Here is a 23247-nt window from a genome sequence, read left to right on the forward strand (position 1 = left end):
GAAGAATTAACTTTGCGATTTGTGATGAAATAAAATTATTTCAAAAGTTAGTTGTATTTTCTTTTCATAATAACAGACGATAGTATACTAAGAACTGATCTAATTATTATCCGAGGCATAACAAATACTGACTTATAAAAAATAGGAGCGAATCAAATATGGAGAACGATAGCCTATTGGACGAATTTAACGTGAAAAATTCACAGACTGATGTCCAAGAAAAGTGGATCATGGAAGACCTGACTTTTGTTTTATTTGGAGCTACAGGCGATTTAGCAAAGCGCAAGTTATTTCCAGCTTTATATAATTTATTTCTTGAAGGAAAAATACCTGCCGCATTTTCTGTAATCGGGTTAGGAAGAAGAGAATGGTCAAACGAGTTTTTCCAATCCAAAGTGGAAGAATCACTTAGAGCTTATTCGAGGAGAGATGTTCAACCAGCGGGATTAAAGGAATTTCTAGCTCATTTTCAATTCTGTGCATTTGATGCGACGGATAAGAATTCCTATCGTCTTTTGCACGAGCTCATCGAAAACAGAGAAACCGAGTTAGGCATACCAGGAAACCGCCTTTTCTATTTATCTGTTGCGCCTCAGCTAGTCGAGGTCATTACGTCAAATCTTAATAAAAACGGAATCAACAGAACCAAAGGCTGGAGACGACTCGTTGTAGAAAAGCCATTTGGCAGCGATCTAAAATCAGCTCAACAATTAAATAAGAAATTGAGTGAAGCCTTTAATGAGGTAGAAATTTATAGAATCGATCATTATCTCGGAAAGCCGATGGTCCAAAATCTTGAATCATTAGTATATGCTAATCCGGCTTTAGGTTCATTATTAGATCTCAAGCAAATTGCCAATGTCCAAATCACAGCAAGTGAAACAGTCGGCGTTGAAACTCGCGCCGCCTACTATGACCAAGCCGGAGCCATCCGCGATATGGTTCAGAACCACCTGCTCCAATTGGTCATGATGACAGCTTTACATCTTCCAGAGAAAATAACAGCAAGAGAAGTTGGACTTAAAAAAATAGAAGTTATCGAATCCCTTCGCCCCATCTCAAAAGAAGATGCATACAGGGATGTTGTTCGCGGTCAATATGAATCGGGCGTCGTTCTTAACACACGCGTTGACGGCTACCAAGAGGAACCCGGCGTTGAAGCTGGCTCAAATATTGACACTTATTTTGCAGCTCGCTTATATATTGATAACCCTCTTTGGAGCGGTATTCCTTTTTATATTCGCACAGGGAAACGACTCAATAAGAAATCTACACGCATTGTCATTGAGTTTAAGAATAAAAAAACAGAAATTGACGTGCTCCCAGATGAAGGGACTATCCCGAACCTATTGATACTCAACATTAATCCAAACGAAGGTATTTCTTTAAGGCTGAATATAAAAGATCCTTCAAGTAATCGTTTCGAACCCGCTTGCATTAACTTCACAACCGATTCCGACGATCAGTCAGAAGCGTACGAACTTCTGCTATTTGATGCGATGCTCGGGAATGCAACATTCTTTGCGCATTGGGAAGAAGTTGAATTATCGTGGAAATGGATTCAACCGCTACTTGAAGCATTCGAAGCGGATATGTTGCCTTTACATCCTTACACGGCGGGCTCAACAGGGCCAGAAGCAGCGGATCAGCTATTGCAATCCGATCAATTTAATTGGTGGTAATTGAATAATTGGAGGGACTAATTTTATGAATGAATTACCAAATTGCCCAAAATGTAATTCTGAATACACATATGAAGATGGGAATCTATTTGTTTGCCCTGAATGTGCGCATGAGTGGACGTTAGAATCGGAATCTGAACAGATTGAAGAGCAAAAAGTTTACAAAGACGCGCATGGAAACATTTTAAACGATGGGGATTCCGTCACAGTCATCAAAGACCTTAAAGTAAAAGGCAGTTCGTTTGTCGTGAAAAAAGGTACAAAGGTTAAAGACATCCAACTAGTCGATGAAGACCATGATATAAATTGTAAAATTGATGGAATCGGTGCGATGCAGTTGAAAACTGAATTTGTGAAAAAACTATAAGAACCAAAAATGAGTCTTGCAGATAGCAACATCTGCAAGACTCATTTTATTTGACTGTTTTCGATACGCGAAATAGCTCATTCATTTCTCGCCTCTGTCAAGTTTTCTACGTGGTAATAGAGGCAAAATCCGCATTAAGGACTTAAGGAAAAGCCGTTCATATCGTTGAACAATTACATTTAAATTTGACGAAAAAAAATTATTTAATTTTAGCAAAGTTTCACTTCATTTTTGTGACGATTCACCTTATAATTACATTACATAAAAGGAAATCACAATAATATACAACAAAATAATTTGTTGATGTCGTTTGATTAAGCCCATGTTTCCCTCTATGTTTGCAGGGTCACAAAATTGGGGATAGATAAAAAAATACTAAAAAAAAAGGGGTCCTGTGATGAAAAATATTGAGCTTGTGAATGACATTGTTACAATTAGATCCATGCAACTTACTGATATCGATGCCATTTTCGAAGCAGGTAATTACAGTGAAATATGGACGCATTTGGTGGTAACGATTCAAAGCCGTGAAGATGCTGCAAGATTCGTTGAACAATCATTATTAAATCAAGAATTAGGCAAGGAACATCCATTTGTCATTATTGACAATAAGACAAATCGCGTTATCGGCAGTACGAAACTCATGAATCCCGACCCTTATCACAATCGCATTGAAATTGGTTTTTCATGGCTCTCCCCCGCTTATTGGAGAAGCCCGATCAATTCAAATTGCAAGTATTTATTAATGAAATATTGCTTCGAAGAGCTTAATCTTAACCGTATTCAGATCCAAGCGGATGAAAGAAACGAACGCTCGAGAAATGCAATTGCTCGGATTGGTGCCACACAAGAAGGCATTTTACGTGATCATATGGTGCGTAAAGACGGCACGCCTCGAAACACTGTTATCTTTAGTGTTATTCGTCCAGAATGGCCAATGGTTAAATTGCACATCGAACAATTATTAATGAACCAAATGCAACCCATTAGATAAATAGATTAATTTCCTTAAAAATCCTGTAGCTCAATTGCAGGTTTTTTTTATTTGAATTTTAGATTTGCCACTACTTTCAGTATTCCCATCGGCGAACACTTCGTCCTTTATATTGTGGAGAAGCTATCAAGAGAATCTTAATAGCTTATTTTTGATTATTAGATAAATATTGGGTGATATCCTAGAGATGTTTTACGTAAGTTGAGTTAAGGTACACACTGCTTACAAAGGAGGGTGAAGCAATGGAATTTTATACTGTGAACATCAATGGAAATGACATTCAATTAGCAGATTACCCCGGTGAAAAAGGAACGATTATTGCTATCCATGGATTAACTGGAACACATAAAAACATGCATTATTATGCGGAAAAGTTCAAAGGAACTTACCGATTTATAGCAGTCGATTTACGTGGTCGCGGAAATAGCGCTGAAACTGATGATGAGCCATCTATTTTCAAGCATGCAGAAGATATCTTAGGTTTGATTCGAGAGCTGAAAATCGAAAACCCCATTCTATTAGGCTATTCAATGGGCGCTTTTATAGCGGCAATCGTTGCAAGCAAATTAAAATCTACAAAAGCTGTGATTTTATTGGATGGCGCTGCGAAAGCATCTGATCATCAAAGAAGCATTGTACAACCTTCTTTAGGCAGGCTAAGTAGAACGTATACATCGAAGGAACACTATGTAGAGGAAATACAAAAGATTTACACGAACTTGGGCATCCAATGGAATGATTTGATGCAGAATACCGTGGAATATGAAGTAGGACCTGTTGGCGATCACTGGGAAACTAAATCAACAGAATTTCGTATTATTGCTGATTTTGAGAGCTTCTTTACGTTTGACCCAGAAGAAATTTGTGCACAAATCGACTGCCCTGTCTTGCTTGTTTATGCCGAAGGAGATATCGGGACCATGCCGCCATTATTTTATTTAAGCGATTACGAGCAAACTAGGAAATCTACGAAAACCATAGAAACAGTGATTTCCGATTGCAATCATTACACGATGGTTTTTGAAAACCGCGAAGACATTAACGGGTATATAGAAGACTTTCTAAACAAACACGTGAGGGAAATTAATTAGTAGAGGATTGGTTGTATCTCAACAGCCTAGATTTATTTCTGGTTTGAATCTAGCGAAAAAATAAGGAGCGTCATAGATGACTAAAGTTATGAATAACATTCAAGATGCACTGTCCTTTGTAAAAAGCGGTCACACCATTTTAGTTGGCGGCTTCGGATTAATAGGGGCTCCTCTTTCATTAATAGACGGCTTAACAGAAAAAGATGTTAAGGATCTTACAATCGTGAGTAATAATCTCGGGGAGTCAGGAAAAGGGCTTGGCATTTTATTGGATCAAAATAAAATAAAAAAAGGCATCGGTTCTTATTTTACTAGTAATCGGGATGTAGGCGACAAATATCAAAAAGGTGAAATTGAATTGGAACTACTCCCCCAAGGCACATTAGCAGAATCGTTACGTGCCGGGGGAGCTGGTCTTGGGGGCTATTATACGACAACGGGTGTTGGGACGGATTTAGCAATAGGAAAAGAAGAACGCGAAATCGAAGGCGTGAAGTATATTCTAGAAAAAGCCATTCGTGCTGACGTAGCGCTCATCCGTGCGCATAAGGCCGATACTTTAGGAAACCTCGTCTATTACAAAACAGCGCGTAATTTTAACCCGCTGATGGCGACCGCTGCAAAAAAAGTTATCGTAGAAGTGGATGAAATAGTGGAACCAGGCGTGTTGAATCCCGAAGAAATCGTGACGCCATTTCTATTTGTCGATGTCATTGTCGAAGCAACCCAAATATTGACGAAGGAAGGGGTTGTGGCGAAATGACAACAAAGTTCAATAAAGCGAATATGCAACACTTAATTGCAAAGCGAGTGGCTCAGGAATTAGAAGGACCCTGCGTCGTGAATTTGGGCATTGGAATCCCAACGATTGTCGCAGAGTACCTGGCCAAAGATAATATTTATCTGCATACGGAAAACGGCTTGCTCGGCGTGACGGATGTAGAAGATGAAGACGTAGATCCGAACCTTGTTAATGCAGGAAAATTGCCTGTCGGAGAAGCAATCGGCGCTTCTTATTTTAATAGCTCAGATTCGTTCTCCATGATCCGCGGGGGGCATGTAGATGTCGCGATTTTAGGCGCACTTCAAGTAGATGAAACCGGCATCATCGCTAACTGGGCGGTTCCCGGGAAAAACATCATGGGTGTAGGCGGCGCCATGGACTTGTTGGTCGGAGCGAAAAAAGTATTCGTGACGATGAGTCATACTTCGAAAGACGGCAGCAGCAAACTAGTAAAAAAATGCACCTATCCAATCACCTCAACTAGAAGCGTCGATATGATTTTCACAGAATTAGCGGTGTTCAACATTGAAGATCAACAGTTAAAGCTAGTGGAACTCATGCCGGGCGTGAGTATCGAAGAAGTAAGAGAGAAAACAGAAGCCGAATTTAGCGAATAAAATACAGTATGGAGGCCTACCATGAAAATACGTTCCGTTGATGTATATATACTAGACTTGCCGACGATTCGACCGCATCAACTGGCCATGCACACGATTGTTTCGCAAACGATTGTTGTTGGTTGTATCACGGATGATGAGGGACGCGAAGGTTGGTCCGAAGTGGCGACGATCGGTGGCGCATCTTATGGGGAGTCAACACCAGAAGCCATAAGAGCGAATATTGACACGTATATTGCGCCATTGGTAATTGGAGCAAATCCGATTCATTTCGACAAAATCATGTTCGAAGTGTCAAAACAAGTTCGCGGCAATCATTTCGCAAAAACTGTAGTAGAAGCAGCCATCATCGATTTGGCAGCGAGAAGTATAGGAGTCCCCGCTTACGAGTTATTCGGGGGGCAAATCCATTCATCTCTACCGATTGCTTGGACGCTTGCCAGCGGAAATACAGAACAAGACATTGAAGAAGCCAAAGAATTTTTGCACCAAAAACGCCATAATATCTTCAAGTTAAAAATCGGTACTGGCGATCCGTTTAAAAACGTGGAACATGTCCGAAAAATCAAAGAAGCGATTGGCGATCAAGCGAGAATCACAGTAGATGCCAATCAAGCATGGGATGAGGACACAGCGAATTATTGCATCGAAGCTTTAGAAGACGGCGGGGTATCCATGATTGAGCAACCGCTGCCGATATGGAATTATGAAGGAATGTCAAGATTGACTGCTAGATTTAAAGTGCCGATTATGGCAGATGAAGCTGCTAATAGTATTCAAGATGTTTTCCAAATCTCGAAGCACCGAGCAGGTAATTGCATTGCACTGAAACCTTGTAAGGCTGGCGGATTAACACAAACGAAGAAAGTGGCAGGCATCGCGGAAGCTGCGGGAATTGGTTTATACGGAGGAACGATGATCGAATCTAGTCTCGGAACAGCGATCTGCGCGCAATTATATGCGACCATACCGGAAATGAAATTCGGAACGGAGATATTCGGTCCTTTATTGTTCAAAGATAATATTACCGTGAATGACATTCAATATGAAAATTTCGAAGTCATCATACCGAACGGGCCTGGCTTCGGCATGGAAATCGATAAAGAAAAACTTCATCATTATGCGCGGCAGCTATAAATATCAAAAGGAAGCACAACACAAATCTTTGTCGTGCTTCCTTTTTCACAACTAAATCATATAACTCTTTTCAGAAAATGCTCCAAAAAACGATTCGCATCGACTTCTGTACATACACGGGTTGTCGCCTCTTCTTGATGGGAACCGACCGTCCTTCCAGCCTCTTCCCCTTCTGTCACAACTTTGACGTTCATCGTCTCCGTCTTAACAAAACTCGAATCGATGGCAACACCAACCGCTAGCGGATCATGAAGTGCGCACCCCGCAATGCCAGGACATCTTTTTTCATAAGATCCAATATAAAACTCGGTCATGTCTGCAAAGAAATAACCTTTTTCGTTACCACCAGTACGCCATTTTTCGATCTTTGATTTTGGCAATAACGTTTTCATCGTTACATCAAGTCCGACAAGCGTCAGATGTATCCCCGAAGAACAAACATATTCCGCGGCTTCAGGATCGGATATGATGTTAGCTTCACTGTATTCATTCACATTCCCTGGAACGTTTACAGCGCCGCCCATTACAATAACCTCTTTGACGAGTGGGATGATTTCAGGCGACTTTTTAATTGCAAGCGCCAAGTTGGTCAACGGACCAACAGCAATCACTGTTATTTCATGTGGACGTTTCTTCACCTGTTCGATGATGTAATCCGGTGCAAATTGACTTTCCGCTTCGGTAATAGGGTCGCTGATAAAACTATCCCCTAAACCGCCTTCTCCGTGGACGTGTTTCGGCCAGTTTTTCTTATCTCGGCCCATGAATGTTTGAGCTGCCCCCTGGTAAACCGGAATACGCTTCTCTACTTTTTCTAATACTGCAAGTGTATTACGTGTCGCATCTACTACCGGCACATTACCGAAAACAGTCGTAAAACCGAGCACCTCTAGCTCCGGAGAGTTTAATGCGTATGCCATCGCCAAAGCATCATCAATTCCTGTATCTACGTCAAATATAATAGGTTTCAAATCGTTTCACTCCATCCAATTAATGCAAATCATCTTGCGGCATAAACTTCTTTATAACTTTCAAGTGCGTTTACCACCATATCCCAAAACTTAGCATGTTCTAATTCCAGCGCTACATTTACATTCGGTTCAAGTCCCGTTACGCCGTGTATATCCACGAGTGTCATTCCGTAAGTGAGCTCTCCTTTTGTCTCCACGTCCACTCTTAGTTTCTTCGTTTTAACAACGGATGGATCGATACAATAAGCTACACAACAAACATCATGAACAGGCGGATGTTCAAATCCGAAAAACTCTAAATAGGTTTTACGGAAAAACACCAGTAATTCGCTGACAAATTTCGCAGCAGGATTTCCAATTTTATCGATGCGCTCGCAAACCTCTTCTGTTGCCAAAGCCTGATGAGTTAAGTCAAGACCCATCATTGTAATGGGAACTCCACTTTCAAAAACAACCTTCGCCGCATCGGCATCAACGTAAATATTGAATTCAGCCGCCGGTGTCCAGTTACCGAAAGTGCCGCCTCCCATAATGACGATTTCTTGGATTTTGGATAAAATAGCTGGTTCGCGTCTCATCGCCATCGCTATATTCGTTAATGGACCTGTCGGAACAAGTGTAATATCCCCATCTGATTCCATAAGCTCTCGAATAATAAAGTCAACAGCATGTTCTTCCCCTATTGTTCTAGTCGGAGCCGGCAGTTCCGGACCATCCATTCCGGAATCTCCGTGGATATCAGGAGCCGTTTCACGTTTTCTGACAAGTGGTTGTCCAGCGCCTTGTAAGACTGGAATATCGTAGATGCCGGCAATCTCGCAAACTTGCAGCGCGTTCGTCGTTGTTTTTTCAATTTCCGCATTCCCTGCAACAGTTGTAATCCCAACTAATTCAATGTTCGGATTGCCTGCCGCAAGTAATATAGCAATTGCATCATCATGTCCCGGGTCGCAGTCAAGAATAATTTTACATCTCTTATTTTCTAGCATCTAATGATACCTTCCTTTTTCTCAGTATTTTATTGCTTCGCTGAATTTGAAATAAATCGTTCAGCTTCATCCAAGTCCGGCATTGAAACTTGGGCTCCTGAACGAGTCACAGTTAATGCGCCAACCGCATTCGCAAACCCGGTTGCCGACCATACATCTTTGCCGTCCACAAGCGCTGTCGCCAACGCACCGGCAAATGCATCTCCAGCGGCTGTTGTATCAACAACCTCGACATCATAACCTTCGATTAGAAAAGTTCTATTTTTATTTGTCACCACAACACCCCGGGCACCGAGCTTTGAAAATACGGTATTAACCCCTTTGCTTAAAAGCTCTACGCTAGCTACTCTTGCCGAACGCTTATTGGAAACAGCGATACCCGTTAATTCAGCGATTTCACTTTCATTTGGAACGATGTATTGAACCAATTCATAAAGCTCATCTGGCAGTTCCCTAGACGGTGCCGGATCGAGCATGAATGGAATGTCATATTTCTTTGCTATTTTCGCTGCTTCCATCACAGATTCCAATGGAATTTCCAGCTGTGCCATGACAAGCTTCGCCTGACTGATTACGTTTTCATGCTTTCTTATGTATTCAGGCGTTACATGATGATTAGCCCCCGGAGCAACAACAATACTGTTATCCCCATCGCGATTAATATTAATGAGTGCCATCCCCGTCGATTCATCTTCCACTCGTTCAATACAAACGGTATCCACTCCGACCCGCTCCAAATTTAGGAGCAGTTGATCGGCAAAAATATCGTTTCCAACCCGGCCAATCATCGCGACCGATGCACCCAGTTTGCCCGCGGCATATGCTTGGTTACCACCTTTTCCTCCCGGACTCATAAAAGAATCGCTACCGAGTATGGTCTCTCCCCACTTAGGTTGCCGACTAACGGTAACTACCATATCCATATTTATACTTCCCACAACGACAATGTCTGAATTCATCACACTTAGTCCTCCCGACTATGATTCTCTTTGAATAAATTCGTGCTCCAAGAGCAAGTTCTCGGCTGCTGATTTTTTTCCCTTAATCCGTTCAACAAGCATACCAACTGCTTTCACACCAATTTGATATGCCGGAACGGAAATAGTACTCAACTTAGGAGTGCTCATTTGTGCAAATAAAATATCATCGCAACCAATAACGGAAATATCTTGTGGAATCTTCAAATTTTGTTCTTGAATGGCATTCATTGCACCCAAGGCCATTAAATCATTTGCCGCAAATACTGCTGTTGGCGTTGATTCTTTCAAAATCGAGGTCATAAGCTGATAACCAGACTCATAACTGAATTCCCCAACTCGAATGCAAGGTTCAAGATTGTGCTCTTGAATGGCATCGCTATATGCCTGCCTTCGCATTTCTGCTGACTGAACCAGACTCGGTCCCGAAAGATGACAGATTTTCCGATGACCATTCCCTATTAGGTGCAAAACCGCCTCATACGAAGCAGTATAATGATCAATCGATACAGTATCAAATGGCGTATCAGCCAAGAACCTATCGCATAGAACGAAAGGGATTTTTAATTCACATAGTTCATTTACTTTTTCCTCATCCAAAATGGAAGAAATTAAAATAATACCGCCGACTTGCTGGCCCGCCATTTTCTGGATATATTCTTGTTCGATATCAGGACTATTATCCGTATTGCTTATAAACAACGAAAAGCCTTCCTGATGTGCCGCATCCTCAATCCCTCTCGCAATGACAGGAAAATATGGATTTGTAATATCAGGCAAGATCAGACCAATTACATTAGAACTGTTATTGGCTAAGTTTCTAGCAAAGGCATTGGGGCGATAACCTAGTTCCTTAATGGATTGAAGAACTCTTTTCCTAATTTCATTTGCAACCTTCGGATTATGGTTGATAACTCGAGACACAGTCGCTTTTGAAACATTTGCATGATTAGCCACATCCATGATAGTTACCTTCATATTTCCAACGACCCCCGCTTTTTGGTGAAACCGGTTACAAAGATTAAAAATCCGAAGAAACCGGTTACTTGAAAAAAGTATATCATGACATTCTAGTTAACTCAACCTTCTAATTTGACGTAACATTTGAAAACCATTGATGAAAAAATCGATTTTAATTCCAACATAAAAGGCATTCCACTCGCCTAAAGAACCGCGAATGAAATACCTTTATAAAAATTTTATAATTTAACTTTTTGCAACCTGAGTGCGTTCAAAACAACTGATACTGAACTAAATGCCATCGCCGCGCCTGCGACCCATGGAGCCAATAAGCCGATTGCTGCGATTGGTATTCCTACTGTGTTGTAGAAGAAAGCGAAAAACAAGTTTTGCTTTATATTGCGCATCGTTTTTCGGCTCATGATAATCGCATCTGCAACACTATTCAAATCTCCTCGCATCAGTGTAATATCTGCAGCTTCAATCGCGATATCTGTCCCAGTTCCGACAGCCATTCCGATATCCGCTGTGGCGAGTGCCGGAGCATCATTGATTCCGTCACCGACCATGGCCACTTTCTTGCCCTGATCTTGGAGCTTTTTAATTTCATCACTTTTTTGTTCCGGCAATACTTCCGCAAGAATATGATTTATACCCACTTGGTTAGCAATCGCCTCGGCGGTCCGTCGGTTGTCGCCTGTCAGCATAATCACATCGAGACCTAATTCTAACATCCGTGCTATCGCATCTTTAGAAGTTTCTTTCACCGTATCGGCAACAGCCACGACACCTGCTAGCTTCTGATTCACTGCAATCAACATTGCAGTTTTTCCTTCAGCCTCGAGTTTTTCCATCGCGATTTCCGAATTTGAAATCTCGATTCCACGTTCTCTCATGAGTTTTCTAGTACCAACCAACACTTCTCTCCCACTGACATTCGCTTGAATTCCGTAACCAGGTAAAGCTTCGAAATCAGCGACATCAAGTAGTGCCAAGTCTTTTTCTCTTACACCTTTTACAATCGCTTGCGCCAATGGATGTTCCGACTGGTTTTCCGCTGACGCAATTAATTGCAGAACTTCATCTTCAGTAAAATCTTCTGTTACTGTAATATCGGTTAAAGCTGGTTCACCTTTTGTAACTGTTCCTGTTTTATCCAAGACAACTGTATCAATCGAGCGTGTGTTTTCCAAATGCTCTCCGCCTTTAAAGAGCAACCCCATTTCAGCTGCTCTCCCTGAACCAGCCATAATCGACGTCGGCGTAGCCAAACCAAGGGCACATGGACAAGCAATGACCAAAATCGAAATCGTTGGAATCAATGCCGAACGGAAATCACCAGGTGTCACCGCAAAGTACCAGATGAAAAACGTCACAATCGCGATTACTACGACAACGGGTACAAAAACACCAGAAATTCTGTCTGCTAAACGCTGAATATCCGCTTTCGATCCTTGTGCTTCTTGAACAACTTTTACAATTTGCGCCAAAGCTGTATCTTTACCCACTTTGGTCGCTTTGATTTGCAAGGAACCATTCTTGTTGATCGTAGCACCAATGACCACGTCACCCGCAACTTTATCAATCGGAATACTTTCTCCCGTAATCATTGATTCGTCAATTGCAGAACGCCCTTCAATAATTTCTCCGTCCACCGGAATTTTTTCACCCGGTTTCACGATGATTGTATCGCCTGCAAGTACTTGTTCAATCGGAATTTCTTTTTCAATTCCGTCTTTCAGAATTCGAGCCGTTTTCGCTTGCAAGCCAAGCAGTTTTTGAATCGCTTGACTCGTTTTTCCTTTGGCGCGAACCTCAAATAGTTTCCCAAGGACGATAAGCGTAATAATGACCGCAGATGCCTCAAAATATAATTCAGGACTGCCTACGCTGCCGGCATTCAGCCATTCAATCGACAAATAGAGACTGTAGAAATATGCTGCACTCGTTCCAAGTGCCACCAAGACATCCATATTGGCGCTTTTATTTCTAAGCGCATTAAGTGCCCCTTTATAGAACTGCGCACCTACAATGAACTGAACCGGTGTAGCAAGCGCTAGTTGCAGCCATGGATTCATAAGAATTTCCGGCATGTAGATAAACGATAAAAAGCTAAAATGTGCGACCATGGTCCATAACAACGGAAGGGTCAAAATGGCTGAAAAGATGAACTTTCTTTGTTGCTTTTTAATCTCTTGTTCTTTATGATCCATCTTATCTTCGTTATCTTGCTTTGGGGTTAATTCATAACCCATTTTCTTGACCGCATTTATCATATCGCCCGTTTCAACCTGATTGCCATCATATTCAACTGCAATCGTTTCGAGCGCAAAGTTTACATTTGCTTTAGCGACGCCATCCATTTTGTTAATTCTTTTTTCGATTCTAGTCGCGCATGCTGCACACGTCATTCCGGTTATGTCAAAATCTACTTTTTCTAGGACAACACCAAAACCCAGTTTTTCAACTCTTTCCTTAAACTCGTTTACATTTGTTTTGGTTGGATCGTAGACTATCGAAGAACGTTCCAAAGCAAAATTAACATTCGCTTTCTCAACCCCTTCGATTCTTGAAAGACCTTTTTCAATTCGGCTTGCACACGCTGAACATGTCATACCACTAATTTTTAAAGTTTGCTCTTTCGTCGTCATTTGTATCTCCTCCGATACTTATAGGGGGTATATTTATTCCGCAAAGGAGGATTATACTTAAAAGTATAATCACCCCATTGTAAGAAACCCGCTTATTTAAACAAGATCATAGCCTTGGTCTTCAATCGTTTCTTTCACTTTAGCTAATGTCGCCTCGTCACTATATTCCACGGATACCTCTTTATTGCCGAGATCTACTTTGACTGCCGAAACTCCCGTAAGTTCACCAACGCTTGTTTCGATTGAGTTCACACAATGATTGCAAGACATGCCTTCTACTTTTAAAACTTCTTTCATGATTAAAAACCTCCTATTTAAATGTTTGTATTTAATTTACAATACTTTATCATCATGACCAATACAAATTACTTTGTCATTGTCTTCATAACGCTCATCAATTCTTTAATCGCCTCGTCACCATCTTGCCCCTTAATCGCTTTCACGACACAGTGATGGGTATGATCCTCTAGTAGCGCAAGGGAAACTTTATTCATCGCTGATTGAATGGCGCTTATTTGATGCAAAATGTCTACACAATAACGGTCATTCTCAACCATTTGATGAACGCCTCGAACCTGCCCTTCAACCCGTTTCAAACGGTTTAGAAGCTGTTGTTTATTCGGCTGGACTGTTGTTTTTTTTGTTTCTTCCATAGATTCCCCTCCTCACCCAGTACATATACCCCGTACCCCTATATTACCGCTTTAAATATGAAATTGCAACTTATCTGTTTCTTCTGTAATTCGAAAAAGGAAACCCCATCGGCTCCCCTTTTACTTGTATATTCAGTTTTATTTGTTCCCTTACAAAACGAATGCCATGCACAAAGTATAATAATCATCTATGCACCAAACACTTTTTGAAGTTCCTTTAACTATCGAGATTGAAAGTATTTTCGAATCAAACCGACATACACAATAGGCAATGTCATTGTAAAGATAACAATGCCTTTCCAACCAACCGACTCCCAAAGCGGACTCAACAACGTACTGCCGCCTGCCACACCTATATAATAGGAAACCAGATACAAACTAGACGCGCTCCCTTTATGATGTTGCACTCCCCTGCTGACAGAAGCCGCTGTCACCGAATGTGCCGTAAAAAAGCCGAGACATGTGACACAAAGCCCGATTACAATCATAGTTACAGAGCTACTCATCGTCATTAAAACCCCGAATGACAAGACGAATACACCTGTAACCCTGACTTTTCGAAGTCCTAATTTATCCGCAAGCCACCCTGCCAGCGGTGAACCAATGACCCCCAGACCGTAAGCTAAAAATGTATAGGAAACCGTTTCAAGAGAAAGTGAAAACGGCGGCGCCATTAAATGGAACGGCAAAAATGTCCATACCCCCGTGAAAGAAAGCTGCAAAACGATTCCAAGTCCAAACACCACTAGTAACGAAGGATTTTTCAAATGAAATAAAAACCCTTCGATATCCTTCGTAAAACTCTTATTCGTCGGTTTAAAATTTCGCGACCCGGGCAGTGTGAAAAGAATGATGACAAAAATAATGGTCCCCGCTGCCGCCAATATGTAAAAAGCGGCTTCCCACGAAAAATGCTCCGTTATATAGCCAGTCATAACCCGTCCGAGCATACCGCCAAGTGCATTGCTTGAAATATAAAGGGCTGTTGCAAAACTAGCAAATTGCTTATGAATCTCCTCACTTATGTATGCCAAAGCTGCCGCTGGAACACCAGCAAGAGCAAATCCTTGGATGAATCTCAAAATAATAATGAATAGAAAAGAATCGGTCAGCGGCATCAATAAAAAAGGAATGACAGAACCGATCAACGATAATTTAATATAAAGTGCACGTCCGTTTCGATCCGAAAAGAAACCCAGAACAATGAGGCCGATAATTAATCCTAGCGTCGACATCGACAAGGACAAACTTGCAAAAGAAACCGGGATATCGAATTCTTCCGTAAAAACTGGAAGCAATGGTTGCACCGCGTACATTGCTGCAAAGATAAAAAGTGATCCTACTCCAAGACTAATAATAATTTTCCAGAACTCTGAATCTCTTATCGAATAACCTTCATGAGCCAAAATAACACTTCCAGTCACTATACTACCGGGAAACTTCCGATAAAATCATTGTAACGCTTTATAATGTGTTTGTACCGATTATAGTTATTATCTAATCTTATCTTTCACATCAAATGCTAGTTCGCCATTCGATTCTTTTTGTGTCATTGTTACGGTAACTTTTCCTTGATATGATTTTTCTACATACTCGCTCAGCATAACAGTTTTTTCTTTTCCTTCTGGATTTACATAATGCAACACTAAACTTATTGGGTCATTTTCTAGTGAATATTTGATCGTTTTTTTCTGTCGTTTCGGGATATCGAATATGAAATCTTCTTTAGGCGGAAGCCAAATCGTTTGCGCTGATAAGGTGTCATTTTGAACAATCACTTTTACTTTTCCCGGGGAAAAGTAAAACTCCTTGATGGAAATTATAGTAACTAATATGATACCTATTATTATGAGTGCAAATACTCTCCTCATTTTCTCCAGCTCCAGTCTTAGTTAGTAGTGTTTTATAAGTCTATAGAGATATTTCAACCAAATGTATGAAATCTCCTTTATAAATTTATTTCAGAAATACAAATGGGCTGACAAGTCAATTTCATAACTGTTTATAATAACCAATAAAACGAACATTCACATCTGATAACAATTAAATATTCGTTAATGCAGACTTATCATTCCCATTGATTGGAGAATTATTAAAGTTCGTTCGGATTTAACGATAAATTTCTCTCTTATGAAATTGACTCTCATAAGTAATAAGTGTTAATATAAAAAGAAATACGGTTGGGGAATACTAGCCAAACGTAAAGTAATTATTATGCCACTGATAAGTAATGTCTTGGCTTAATTGTAATTATCGCCCTTTACATAAATGAGGAGGAATGCTGATGTTTAAAGTGTTAGTGTCTGACCCGATTAGTGATTTTGGACTTCAACAGTTAATGAATGATGATGATGTGGAAGTAATCAAGCAGACGGGGTTAAGCGAAGATGAAATCATATCGATAATAGGCGACTTCGATGCGCTGCTTGTCCGTTCTCAAACAAAAGTAACTGAACGCATCATGGAAGCCGGCGTCAAATTGAAAGTGATAGGCCGTGCTGGAGTTGGTGTTGACAATATCGATTTAAATGCTGCAACGAATCAAGGAATTATTGTTATTAATGCACCTGACGGCAACACCATTACAACGTGCGAGCATACTTTTGCAATGATGATGGCATTGGCTCGGCATATCCCTCAAGCTTACGCGAAAACAATTGACGGCGAATGGGACCGTAAATCATTTCTCGGCGTAGAATTACGCAACAAGACACTCGGTGTGTTCGGATTAGGACGCATCGGAATCGAAGTCGCTAAACGAGCAGCTGCGTTCGGCATGACGATTCTTGGTTATGATCCGTTCATGTCAGAGGAACGCGCGAATCAATTAGGGATACAGTTGGCAAGTCGCGAAGAAATTGTGCGAACAGCGGATTTTATGACTGTTCATACGCCGCTTACAAACGAAACGCATCACATGATCAGTAAGCAGCAATTCGAAGTGATGAAACCAGGTATGCGCATCATAAATTGCGCACGCGGCGGCATCATCGACGAAATGGCACTTATCGAAGCACTCGATGAAGGTATTGTAGCAGGAGCGGCATTCGATGTATTCGAAAATGAACCTCCAGCGCCAGATCATCCTTTCTTTAAACATCCGAAGATTATTGTTACACCGCACTTGGGTGCATCTACTATGGAGGCGCAAGAGAATGTAGCGATTGACGTTTCCGAACAAGTAATCCATATTCTGAGAAATGAACCATTTAAAAATGCAGTGAATATGCCATCGATTTCACCCGAGTTATTAAATAAGCTGCAACCATACTTCAAATTATGTGAACATCTTGGAAATTCACTTGCACAGATGACTGACGGTGCAGTTCGGGAAATTACGATTGAGTGCGAAGGTGAATTAGCGAATTTAGACACTTCTCCTTTAAGTCCATATGTACTCAAAGGAATACTTTCCCATCATCTAGGTGCAGAACAGGTAAACATCGTAAACGCTATCCATTTGGCCAAGCAACGCGGCATCCAACTTGTTTTCCAAAAGTCGCTTTTCAATCAAAATGCTTCTAGCAAGATTACAATTCGCTTAAAAACAACAGAGGAAGAACGTTGGGTGACTGGATCTGTGGTTGCAGGTGTAGGAGAGCGTCTCGTTAAAGTCGGACCTTATCCTGTAGATATCGCGCCAAAGGGTCTTATCTTATTAATTTCACATACGGACAAGCCTGGTTTAATCGGTCGTGTCGGAACCGCACTCGGAGTTAACGACGTTAATATTGCCAGTATGCAAGTAGGACGCCAAGAAATCGGCGGATCTGCGGTCATGATTTTAGAAGTCGATAATAAAGCCTCCAAAACAGTCATCGAGGAATTAGAAGCGATTCCGGAAATCAAAAGAGTTCGCGAGGTCAATTTCGATTGAAAGGAGAGGTTAATTTGAAACAAAGTATTCGCTCTGTTTATAACTTTAACGCAGGTCCATCCGCATTGCCGCTCCCGGTTCTAGAAAAAGCTCAACAAGAACTTGTCGATTTTCGCGGCACCGGGATGTCGATTATGGAGCTTAGTCATCGAAGCAAAGCTTATGATGATGTACATAATGAAGCCATTGCACGTTTAAAAAGATTATTTTCGATTCCCGATAATTATGAAGTACTATTCCTGCAAGGCGGCGCCAGTCTTCAATTTTCGATGATTCCAATGAGCTTTTTAAACCCTGGGCAAAAAGCGGGCTATGTCATGACCGGCGCATGGGCGGAAAAAGCATTCGATGAAGCGAAACTATTCGGGGAACCTTATCAGGTTGCTAGCACAAAAGAGAATAATCACAGCACAATTCCCGGGGTAAACGATTTGCAATACAACGAAGATGATGCTTATGTCCATCTAACTTCAAACAACACGATTTACGGCACTCAGTGGAAAGAGTTTCCTGACACAGGGGATGTTCCGCTAATTGCGGATATGTCCAGCGATATTATGTCTAAACCAATTGACGTGAGCAAGTTCGGCTTGATTTACGCAGGAGCCCAAAAGAACCTTGGACCTTCTGGGGTTACAGTCGTCATTATTCGGAAAGATTTGCTTGAGAGATCAAATCAAGAGATTCCAACTATGTTGAACTATAACACCCACGCAAAAAGCAATTCGCTTTACCATACACCGCCCACTTTCGGCATCTATATGTTAGGAGAAGTGCTCCGTTGGATTGACGAATTAGGCGGATTAGAGGCTGTAGCAAAACAAAATGAAGAAAAAGCAAAATTGATTTATGATGTTATCGATGGCAGCGGCGGTTTCTACCGCGGTCACGCGGAACCTGAGAGCCGTTCTCTCATGAACATTACATTTAAACTCGCTGATGAGTCGTTGGAAAAGAAATTCTTGGATCAAGCCAAAGAAGCAGGCTTCGTCGGTTTAAATGGACATCGTTCCGTCGGCGGATGCCGAGCCTCTACTTATAACTCAGTGCCTGTCGAAGCATGTCTAGCGCTAAGTGAGTTTATGACTCGTTTCCAGAAGAACAACAGCTGAAATCCATAACAAAGAAAAGCTTCTTTCCCTACAATATCTACTGTAGAGAAAGAAGCTTTATCGTGTTTAAACTATTATTAAACAGTTCAATTCATTAGTTACGAACGAGGTAATCAAACGCACTCAATGCAGCAGTCGCGCCCGATCCCATTGAGATAATGATTTGTTTATGGGCACTATCCGAGCAGTCTCCTGCAGCAAATACGCCTGGGACGTTTGTTGCGCTGCGCTTATCGACAATAATTTCGCCGAATTTATTGCGTTCAACCGAATCGCCCAACCAATCTGTATTTGGCACAAGACCGATTTGAATAAATACGCCTGCTAATTCGATATGGTGCTCTTCATTTGTTTCACGGTCGATATACGTAATTCCTTCTACGCTATCAGTACCGGTAATTTCTTTTGTTTGAACATTTTTCAGAACTGTTACGTTCGGAAGGCTGTTAAGACGATCTTGTAATACAGAATCTGCTTTCAGCTCTGGCGCAAACTCAAGAACTGTCACATGCTTTACAATTCCTGCAAGGTCAATCGCCGCTTCAATACCGGAGTTACCGCCGCCAACGACCGCAATATCTTTGCCTTCAAACAACGGACCATCACAGTGCGGGCAGTATGCGACGCCTTTATTTCTAAATTCCGCTTCGCCAGGTACGCCAATATCTCTCCAGCGAGCACCTGTTGAAAGGATAACGGATTTACTCTTGAGAACAGCACCGTTTTCCAATTCTATTTCGATGAGATCTTTCTTTTCCAAACGCTTCGCACGTTGCAAGTTCATCACATCGACGTCATACTCTTTCACATGTTCTTCTAGATTAGCAGCAAGTCTTGGACCCTCAGTGCGATTCACACTGATAAAGTTCTCGATCGTTGCTGTATCTAAAATCTGTCCGCCGAAACGATCAGCTACAATCCCTGTGCGAATGCCTTTACGCGCTGCATATATAGCTGCACTTGCACCTGCGGGACCGCCGCCGACAACAAGTACGTCGAACGGATCTTTATTTTCAAATTCAGAAGCATCTGGCGCACTTCCCATTTTGGCTAGGATTTCTTCCAATGTCATGCGACCGCCGCCGAACTCTTCTCCATTTAGATAAACCGTAGGAACTGCCATGATATTCTTGCTTTCGACTTCTTCTTTAAATGCTGCACCGTCAATCATCGTGTGCGTGATGTTCGGGTTAAGAACGCTCATCACGTTAAGTGCTTGGACAACTTCTGGACAGTTTTGACAGCTTAAGCTAATATATGACTCAAAATGATATTCGCCCTCAAGATTTTTCACTTGGTCGATAAGCTTTTGATCGACTTTTGGAGCGCGTCCGCTTACTTGTAATAATGCAAGTACTAATGAAGTAAATTCATGTCCTAGCGGAATCCCGGCAAAAGCGACGCCAGTATCTTCCCCGATACGGTTTATACTAAAGCTCGGCGTTCTTTCTAATTCAGCTTTTTCCACTTTGATGCGTGGTGACATGCTCGTTAATTCGTCCATTAAACCATTCATGACATTCGAAACATTATCAGATCCCGTGCTGACTTTTAGCAGCACATCGTTTTCCATCATTTCAAGATATTGGGCTAATTGTGCTTTTATATCTGGTTCTAACAAATTTATCATACTCCTTAACTTATTCTTCATTAAATAAATTTCGGCGAGATTGCGCCAAATTTTGAACTAGGTTCGTTCGATTCAAAATCTGAGGCATCCGCCGAAGGCTTTAAAAAAATAGCGGGGAGCCCCGCTATTTCAAATTAAATCTTACCTACTAAATCTAGGCTTGGCTTAAGTGTTTCTCCGCCTTCTTCCCATTTCGCTGGGCAAACTTCGCCTGGATTGTTACGAACATATTGAGCTGCTTTGACTTTACCTACAAGCGTGCTTGCGTCACGTCCGATGCCGTCCGCATTGATTTCCGCTGCTTGGATAACACCGTCAGGATCAATAATGAAAGTACCGCGTTGAGCAAGACCTGTTTCTTCATCCAACACATCGAAGTTGCGTGAAATTCTTTGTGAAGGGTCGCCGATCATAATATAACGAATGCTGCTGATTGCGTCTGAGTGATCATGCCATGCTTTATGTGTAAAGTGCGTGTCTGTTGAAACAGAGTACACTTCTACGCCAAGCTCTTTTAATGTTTCATATTGGTTTTGAAGATCTTCAAGTTCAGTTGGGCAAACGAATGTAAAGTCTGCTGGGTAGAAGCAAACAACGCTCCACTGACCTTTTAAGTTTTCATCAGTAACGTCGATGAACTCCCCGTTGCCTGCATTGTAAGCTGAAGCTTTAAAAGCTTCTACTGTTTTACCGATTTGTGACATAAATAAATTCCTCCTAAAGATTTTTTATTACAATTAGTTTAGGCTAGATAATCTAAACCTAAACCGTGGTAATAATTAAATCACTATCGCTAAACGATAATAATTCTAATTAAGTATTTATTATCATATAAGCTTGGTTGTTTGTCAACCATAACACTCCAATAGACGGCCATTACAGTCGTTGGAGCGATGAAACCCTTATCCCCATTCTATCTTTACCTTATAATAAATAAAGAAAAATGCTTCTCAACCCATCTTTAAATTCTCGTTTGAATTATCAAGTTCTCAATTAGCAAATATTCGGATGAATTAGAAAACCGTTCCCCCCTTAACAATTAACACCATATGATGATCTATACACTTCTCTCTACTATCCCAACTGAAAACTGCATAAATAATACGAGATTAATTGTTTGATGTTTTGTTTCAAAAAATATATAGTATGAATTCAAGATAAATTTATCTTAGAAGACAAAAGGGGATTTAACAATGAACATATTAGTCGTAAAAGCAAATAACCGTCCAGCTTCAGAGGCTGTATCAAGTAAAATGTATGAAACATTCATGAATACAATAGAAGGCGGCAACGTAACAACTTTCGACGTCTTTGCAGAAGATATGCCCTATCTTGGCCAAGAACTATTCGATGCTTTTGGTAAATTAGAATCAGGCGAAGAAATGACTGACATCGAACAACGTATTCTAGCCGCAAAACAAAAAGCGATGGATGCATTAAAAGCAGCGGACGTTGTTATATTCGCATTTCCATTATGGAACTTAACAATCCCGGCTAAATTACAAACATTCATCGATTATGTATACCAAGCTGGCTTTACATTCAAATATGATGAAAATGGCCAAGCTGTCCAATTAATGACTGATAAAAAAGCGATCATACTGAATGCACGTGGTGGCGTTTATTCCACACCGGAAGCAGCACCGATGGAAATGGCTGCAAACTATATTAAAAATGTTGTTGGCGGCGTGTTCGGCATGGAGATTGTTCACGAAGTTATCATTGAAGGTCATGCGGCTGCACCAGATCAAGCTGAAACAATTATTGCTGAAGGATTAGCGAAAGTGGAAGCTATAGCAAAAGAATTATCACCTGCATTGGTGTAACGATATGAAGCCTTAATCAAAAAACAGGTGGAGAAAATTGTTTCATTTTTCTCCACCTGTTTTTATGTTGAGGACTTATAGAAAGCCCTATTTCTTTAGTTTTCATTCAGAAAATACTTTTGAGGCTTTCATCACCTGCCGGTCTCGCTTTATCAGCCAATTTTCTTACGTCAATGAATATTAAGCTAGGTTAAAAAATAGAATAGTAGTGCTTAAAGAGTTTGACCTATAAGAATCACGCTTCTTCTCCAATATAAATCATTTTAAAAATATTGCGAATTCATATTTGGTTGGGTATGATTATCTAAAGGGGAGGGAATATTCCATGGCTAATGGTAATGAAGACTTGTTTGATAATGAAAAACCAAATTATCCGAAAGTGAAAGTAGAAAGAAAAGAAGGAGAACCAACTTCAGCTTTCAAGGGCGCTTCTTGGGCAGCGCTATTGATAGGAGTATCTGCTTATCTCTTAGGTTTGTACAATGCTGCGATGCAACTGAATGAAAAAGGATATTATTTTGCAATTTTAATCTTCGGACTCTATGCATCTGTTTCTTTACAAAAAGCAGTCAGAGATAAATATGAAGGTATACCTGTTACAAGTATTTATTTCGGCATTAGTTGGTTTGCCCTTATTATAGCTATTTCGTTGATGGCGATCGGCTTATTCAATGCAGGAAGTATTGATTTAAGTGAAAAAGGGTTTTACGGCATGTCTTTCGTTCTTAGTATATTTGCAGCAATAACTGTTCAGAAAAATATTAGAGATACAGAGAAAGCTAGAGAAAGAGATTAAGTTACTTCTTTTCTCGTTAAACAATATATACCCCCGTTCTGAATCTAGAACGGGGGGTATATATTTAGGCTTCTCTAGATATCGGGTTTATACAATTGCCTAACTTCCATAAATCGTCGGTGACAATCGTCGA

The 23247-nt window shown here is 40.9% G+C and carries 22 protein-coding genes; 11 read left to right on the plus strand and 11 right to left on the minus strand.

Annotated features, from left to right (window positions below):
- Window positions 1-230 precede the first annotated feature (230 nt).
- The 7 genes from zwf to G8782_RS15395 all read left to right on the plus strand — a co-directional run bounded on the left by zwf (window position 231) and on the right by G8782_RS15395 (window position 6672).
- Window positions 231-1682, plus strand: a complete 1452-nt coding sequence (zwf, locus tag G8782_RS15365) for a glucose-6-phosphate dehydrogenase (RefSeq protein ID WP_172372886.1) — start codon at window positions 231-233, stop codon at window positions 1680-1682.
- A gap of 25 nt (window positions 1683-1707) precedes the next feature.
- On the plus strand, window positions 1708-2049 hold the full coding sequence (locus tag G8782_RS15370) for a zinc ribbon domain-containing protein YjdM (RefSeq protein WP_172372789.1): 342 nt from the start codon (window positions 1708-1710) through the stop codon (window positions 2047-2049).
- Between the two features lie 397 nt (window positions 2050-2446).
- Window positions 2447-3043 carry a GNAT family N-acetyltransferase gene (locus tag G8782_RS15375; protein WP_172372791.1) on the plus strand — a complete coding sequence of 199 codons (597 nt, stop codon included), beginning with the start codon at window positions 2447-2449 and terminating at the stop codon, window positions 3041-3043.
- Between the two features lie 242 nt (window positions 3044-3285).
- Complete coding sequence (locus G8782_RS15380; protein ID WP_172372793.1) at window positions 3286-4134, plus strand: alpha/beta fold hydrolase; 849 nt, start codon at window positions 3286-3288, stop codon at window positions 4132-4134.
- Between the two features lie 76 nt (window positions 4135-4210).
- Window positions 4211-4897, plus strand: coding sequence for a CoA transferase subunit A (locus tag G8782_RS15385; RefSeq protein WP_172372795.1), 687 nt, complete (start codon window positions 4211-4213; stop codon window positions 4895-4897).
- The gene (locus G8782_RS15390) at window positions 4894-5535 is read left to right on the plus strand and encodes a 3-oxoacid CoA-transferase subunit B (protein ID WP_246231709.1); all 642 of its coding nucleotides are present in this window, start codon (window positions 4894-4896) and stop codon (window positions 5533-5535) included. The genes G8782_RS15385 and G8782_RS15390 overlap by 4 nt, the downstream gene beginning before the upstream one ends.
- 21 nt (window positions 5536-5556) lie before the next feature.
- Window positions 5557-6672: a muconate cycloisomerase family protein gene (locus tag G8782_RS15395; RefSeq protein WP_172372797.1), complete on the plus strand. Its 1116-nt coding sequence runs from the start codon at window positions 5557-5559 to the stop codon at window positions 6670-6672.
- Between the two features lie 56 nt (window positions 6673-6728).
- Here the strand turns inward: G8782_RS15395 and G8782_RS15400 are convergent, their stop codons facing one another.
- The 9 genes from G8782_RS15400 to G8782_RS15440 all read right to left on the minus strand — a co-directional run bounded on the left by G8782_RS15400 (window position 6729) and on the right by G8782_RS15440 (window position 15744).
- Window positions 6729-7643, minus strand: coding sequence for a nucleoside hydrolase (locus tag G8782_RS15400; RefSeq protein WP_172372799.1), 915 nt, complete (start codon window positions 7641-7643; stop codon window positions 6729-6731).
- 29 nt (window positions 7644-7672) lie between these two features.
- Window positions 7673-8632, minus strand: coding sequence for a nucleoside hydrolase (locus tag G8782_RS15405; protein WP_172372801.1), 960 nt, complete (start codon window positions 8630-8632; stop codon window positions 7673-7675).
- Between the two features lie 29 nt (window positions 8633-8661).
- Window positions 8662-9591, minus strand: coding sequence for a ribokinase (gene rbsK / locus G8782_RS15410; protein ID WP_172372890.1), 930 nt, complete (start codon window positions 9589-9591; stop codon window positions 8662-8664).
- An 18-nt stretch (window positions 9592-9609) separates the two neighbouring features.
- Complete coding sequence (locus G8782_RS15415; RefSeq protein WP_172372803.1) at window positions 9610-10587, minus strand: LacI family DNA-binding transcriptional regulator; 978 nt, start codon at window positions 10585-10587, stop codon at window positions 9610-9612.
- 221 nt (window positions 10588-10808) lie between these two features.
- On the minus strand, window positions 10809-13220 hold the full coding sequence (locus G8782_RS15420; RefSeq protein WP_172372805.1) for a heavy metal translocating P-type ATPase: 2412 nt from the start codon (window positions 13218-13220) through the stop codon (window positions 10809-10811).
- A gap of 96 nt (window positions 13221-13316) precedes the next feature.
- On the minus strand, window positions 13317-13517 hold the full coding sequence (gene copZ, locus G8782_RS15425; RefSeq protein ID WP_172372807.1) for a copper chaperone CopZ: 201 nt from the start codon (window positions 13515-13517) through the stop codon (window positions 13317-13319).
- A gap of 68 nt (window positions 13518-13585) precedes the next feature.
- Window positions 13586-13873, minus strand: coding sequence for a metal-sensitive transcriptional regulator (locus G8782_RS15430; RefSeq protein ID WP_172372809.1), 288 nt, complete (start codon window positions 13871-13873; stop codon window positions 13586-13588).
- Between the two features lie 221 nt (window positions 13874-14094).
- Window positions 14095-15279: an MFS transporter gene (locus tag G8782_RS15435; protein WP_172372811.1), complete on the minus strand. Its 1185-nt coding sequence runs from the start codon at window positions 15277-15279 to the stop codon at window positions 14095-14097.
- 87 nt (window positions 15280-15366) lie between these two features.
- Window positions 15367-15744 carry a hypothetical protein gene (locus G8782_RS15440; RefSeq protein WP_172372813.1) on the minus strand — a complete coding sequence of 126 codons (378 nt, stop codon included), beginning with the start codon at window positions 15742-15744 and terminating at the stop codon, window positions 15367-15369.
- Window positions 15745-16157: 413 nt separating this feature from the next.
- Between G8782_RS15440 and serA the strand changes: the two genes are divergently transcribed.
- Window positions 16158-17750: a phosphoglycerate dehydrogenase gene (gene serA, locus G8782_RS15445; RefSeq protein ID WP_172372815.1), complete on the plus strand. Its 1593-nt coding sequence runs from the start codon at window positions 16158-16160 to the stop codon at window positions 17748-17750.
- A gap of 14 nt (window positions 17751-17764) precedes the next feature.
- Window positions 17765-18862 carry a 3-phosphoserine/phosphohydroxythreonine transaminase gene (gene serC / locus G8782_RS15450; RefSeq protein WP_172372817.1) on the plus strand — a complete coding sequence of 366 codons (1098 nt, stop codon included), beginning with the start codon at window positions 17765-17767 and terminating at the stop codon, window positions 18860-18862.
- Between the two features lie 94 nt (window positions 18863-18956).
- Here the strand turns inward: serC and ahpF are convergent, their stop codons facing one another.
- Both ahpF and ahpC read right to left on the minus strand, forming a co-directional pair.
- Window positions 18957-20492, minus strand: a complete 1536-nt coding sequence (gene ahpF, locus G8782_RS15455; protein ID WP_172372819.1) for an alkyl hydroperoxide reductase subunit F — start codon at window positions 20490-20492, stop codon at window positions 18957-18959.
- Between the two features lie 134 nt (window positions 20493-20626).
- Window positions 20627-21196 carry an alkyl hydroperoxide reductase subunit C gene (gene ahpC, locus G8782_RS15460; protein WP_172372821.1) on the minus strand — a complete coding sequence of 190 codons (570 nt, stop codon included), beginning with the start codon at window positions 21194-21196 and terminating at the stop codon, window positions 20627-20629.
- Window positions 21197-21685: 489 nt separating this feature from the next.
- On the opposite strand from ahpC, the gene G8782_RS15465 reads away from it, so the two are divergent.
- Together G8782_RS15465 and yiaA are read left to right on the plus strand one after the other, a co-directional pair.
- Window positions 21686-22318, plus strand: a complete 633-nt coding sequence (locus G8782_RS15465) for an FMN-dependent NADH-azoreductase (protein ID WP_172372823.1) — start codon at window positions 21686-21688, stop codon at window positions 22316-22318.
- 325 nt (window positions 22319-22643) lie between these two features.
- On the plus strand, window positions 22644-23114 hold the full coding sequence (gene yiaA / locus G8782_RS15470) for an inner membrane protein YiaA (RefSeq protein WP_172372825.1): 471 nt from the start codon (window positions 22644-22646) through the stop codon (window positions 23112-23114).
- Window positions 23115-23247: the final 133 nt, after the last annotated feature.

Source organism: Sporosarcina jiandibaonis (genome assembly GCF_013184495.1).
Classification (GTDB): Bacteria; Bacillota; Bacilli; order Bacillales_A; family Planococcaceae; genus Sporosarcina; species Sporosarcina jiandibaonis.